The organism is Rhodococcus maanshanensis NBRC 100610 (assembly GCF_001894865.1).
Taxonomy (GTDB): domain Bacteria; phylum Actinomycetota; class Actinomycetes; order Mycobacteriales; family Mycobacteriaceae; genus Rhodococcus_G; species Rhodococcus_G maanshanensis.
The window spans coordinates 1-3,244 of the sequence record NZ_BCXA01000080.1 but is presented as its reverse complement, the minus strand read 5'-3'; the positions used below and the strand labels follow the sequence as shown (position 1 = coordinate 3,244).

4 protein-coding genes and 2 tRNA genes are annotated in these 3,244 nt (G+C 66.3%); 5 read left to right on the top strand and 1 reads right to left on the bottom strand.

All coding sequences use genetic code 11. From position 1 onward, the window contains the following. The coding region (locus RM1_RS25730; protein WP_072754431.1) for an IS3 family transposase at nucleotides 1–739 on the top strand (739 nt) is incomplete at its 5' end. Between the two features lie 75 nt (nucleotides 740–814). Here the strand turns inward: RM1_RS25730 and RM1_RS25725 are convergent. Further along, nucleotides 815–1,402: a transglycosylase family protein gene (locus RM1_RS25725; RefSeq protein ID WP_072754430.1), complete on the bottom strand. Its 588-nt coding sequence runs from the start codon at nucleotides 1,400–1,402 to the stop codon at nucleotides 815–817. A 445-nt stretch (nucleotides 1,403–1,847) separates the two neighbouring features. On the opposite strand from RM1_RS25725, the gene RM1_RS25720 reads away from it, so the two are divergent. The 4 genes from RM1_RS25720 to RM1_RS25705 form a co-directional block, all read left to right on the top strand. Next, a tRNA-Met gene (locus tag RM1_RS25720) sits at nucleotides 1,848–1,921 on the top strand. 163 nt (nucleotides 1,922–2,084) lie between these two features. After that, the gene (locus tag RM1_RS25715) at nucleotides 2,085–2,423 is read left to right on the top strand and encodes a hypothetical protein (RefSeq protein WP_072754429.1); all 339 of its coding nucleotides are present in this window, start codon (nucleotides 2,085–2,087) and stop codon (nucleotides 2,421–2,423) included. A 14-nt stretch (nucleotides 2,424–2,437) separates the two neighbouring features. After that, nucleotides 2,438–2,511, top strand: a tRNA-Met gene (locus RM1_RS25710). A gap of 77 nt (nucleotides 2,512–2,588) precedes the next feature. Next, nucleotides 2,589–3,244 (top strand): type 1 glutamine amidotransferase (locus RM1_RS25705; RefSeq protein WP_072754428.1); only part of this gene is annotated, 656 nt, incomplete at its 3' end.

The window sequence follows — 3,244 nt, the reverse complement described above, 5'->3', positions numbered from 1 at the left end:
GGACCCGCACGCCGAACTCAAGACCGCGATCACGGAGGTGTTCGAGGCCAACCACGGCCGCTACGGGCATCGCCGCATCCACTGTGCGCTGGTCAAGGCCGGGCTGCGGGTGGCGAAGAAGACCGTGCTCAAGCTGATGCGTGCTCTCGGCCTCGCCTGCCAGGTGCGGCGCAAGAAGAGGTACATCTCCTATCGGGGTGAGGCCGGCAAGGTCGCCCCGAACCTGCTCGAGCGCGATTTCGAAGCCAGCGCACCGAACCAGAAGTGGGTCACCGACGTGACAGAGTTCCGCGTCGGCGAGGACAAGCTCTACCTGTCGCCGGTGATGGACCTGTTCGACCGACAGATCATCGCCTTCTCGGTCGGCACATCACCGAACCTGCAGTTGACCAACAGCTCCCTGCGTGCCGCGATCGCGACCCTCGGCGACGGGCAGACGCCGCTGGTGCACTCGGATCAGGGATTCCAGTACCAGCACGAGTCCTGGCGACGCTTGCTCGCCGATGCCGGCGCGACCCAATCGATGTCCCGCAAGGGCAACTGCTTCGACAACGCCGTGATCGAGAACTTCTTCGGCCACCTCAAAGAAGAACTCTTCCACCACGTGCGATACCTGAACAGCGACGCTTTGGCCACCGCGCTGGCGGACTACATCCACTGGTACAACACCGAACGCATCTCCACAAAGCTCAAGGGCCTGAGCCCGGTGCAATACCGGACCCAGGCCCTTGCCGCTTAGGCTCCTACTTGGCCAGTCCAACTTTCGGGGACCAGTTCAGATCGGATGGCAGGGCCCCTCTGCTGTGGAGCTGGATCAGCGGGTCAGGCTCGCGAGGGCCACACCGTTGTTGGCGATCAGCTGCTGGATCTGATCTCCGAAGCCGTGCTGGCTCGCCAGGGCGACCGCGGCGTCGGATGCCTTCTTGACCTCGTCGGCGGCAGGCGCCGGGATGGTCTCGAGGGCGGGCAGGGCCGGGGCGACGACCGCAGGCGCGATGACGGCCGGGACCTCGACGGGCGCGGGGGCAGGCGCGGGGGCCGGCTCAGGGGCGACATCCTCGGTCGCGGTGGTCAGGTACTGACCGCACACCGGCCAGGCGCCGGGGCCCTGGCTGGCGAGGGTGTTCTCCGCGACGCGGATCTGCTCGGCCTTGGACGCACCGTGCGGCGAGCCGCTGCCGCCGTTGGCGGTCCAGGTGCTCTGGGAGAACTGCAGGCCGCCGTAGTAGCCGTTGCCGGTGTTGGTGCCCCAGTTGCCGCCGCTCTCGCACTGCGCGACGCCGTCCCAGTTGTGGGAGGCTGCGCTGGCGGTGCCGGTGGCGAGACCGAAGGGAACTGCGACGAGTGCGCCGGTGGCGGCAACCCATCCGAGGGCACGCGTGGTCATCTTGCGAGTGGTCATGCGGGTGAATCCTCTCCGCGCTTGCGAACGGGGCCGGCCTGGGCGGAGTTGAACTCCTCGCCCGGCACACGAACACTGGCGCCGCGTCCCTGCCCCTCGAAGGTTTCGGGGTTCCGATCCCGCGGGGCAGAGTGAGCAGCGGCGGGTCGGCTTAAGCCCGGTTGTTTCGGGCCGGTGGCGACCGTACGCAACATTTTCGACATGGTCATCCCGGTGTCTCGGCGTCGAGCGCGGCCGAAAGTTCGTGCCGGATCGGCTCTTTCCGCAGGTGAGCATGCGGCGTTGTCAACCGGATGCGTGTTCGTTACGTGTCCGTTATGTGGCTGGGATCACGGCTCATTTGTGCCCTGGGTCACCCTTTTCCGTGCTCGCTCGGGACGGTTTCCGGCCCGGCTGCACGCGATTTGTGTTCTGTTCCGCCGCTCGTGTAACTTCGTTCATGCATCGCGGGGTGGAGCAGCTCGGTAGCTCGCTGGGCTCATAACCCAGAGGTCGCAGGTTCAAATCCTGTCCCCGCTACTAAGAACGAAAGCCCGGTCCTCGGACCGGGCTTTCGTCGTTTTCTGGGTTTCCGATCTGAAAACAGGTATGTCCCCGGGTGGTACTCCCGTCGCCCTCGGGTCCGGTAGGCGGGAGGCTGTGAAGCGTCTCACCAGCCGCGCCAGGGAAGGTATCCACCCACATGAAGACCGAACAGTTGGTTCATGGTGACTACGTCGCCGCGATGTTCTCGTACGACTTCGTCGAGGGCGGCTTCGATCTCGACGAGGTCGAGCGGATCCGATGCGGTGTGTTCGACGAGTGGACCTCCGCGGTGGCCCGATCGGGTGTGTTCTCCGACAAGGAGGTCGCGGGTGTCGTGGAGGCGTGGCGACGCGATCCGAAGCTGCTCCTGGACGCCCTGCTGCGGGATGCGGACGAGGTGACGCGCAGGCGCTACGAGTCGGCATGGGAGGCGCTGGATCGGGCCGCCGATCCGCTGGATTCGGCCGTGGTCGGGAGTGCCTCAATTCTCGTGTAGAGTTATCAATGCAGCGCGGGGTGGAGCAGCTCGGTAGCTCGCTGGGCTCATAACCCAGAGGTCGCAGGTTCAAATCCTGTCCCCGCTACTAAAAACGAAAGCCCGGTCTTCGGACCGGGCTTTCGTCGTTTCTCGGTGATGTCGCTGTTGTGTCAGTCTTGGCCGGTGACTCAAACCTGGTGGATCATCAAGCATGTCGCTTTCGAGGGGCCGGCCCTGATCGGCACCGAGCTCAGCGCACGGGGGATCGGCTACTCGGTCTGCGAGCCCTTCGCTGGAGACGGCCTCCCGGAAGCGTCCGAGTGCGCCGGACTGGTGGTCATGGGTGGTCCGATGAACGCGCTCGACGACGACGGGCACCCGCACCTGGCGGCCGAACGCGCGCTCATCCGTGACTGCCTCGATCTCGGTGTCCCGGTGATCGGGGTGTGCCTGGGCGCCCAGCTCCTCGCCGCGGCGCTCGGGGCGAACGTATTCGAGGGCCCCGCAGGAGAATTCGGTGCCGGGACGGTCACGCTCACCGATGCCGCCAAGTCGGACAAGGTCTTCGGTGGAATCGGCGGCGAGGTGCCGGTGGTGCATTGGCACGGCGACACCTTCGATCTGCCTGCCGGGGCGGTGCTGCTCGCGGGGAGCGCGTCCTATCCGCACCAGGCCTTCCGGGTCGGGGAGAACGCATACGGCCTGCAGTTCCATGTCGAGCTGACGGCCGCGGAGCTGCCCGTGCTGCGCGAGCACATGCCGACGGGCACGGCCCCCGACGCCGATCAGCTCGCGGAGATCGAGGCCGTCGGCCGCACCATCATCGGAGCCTTCCTCGG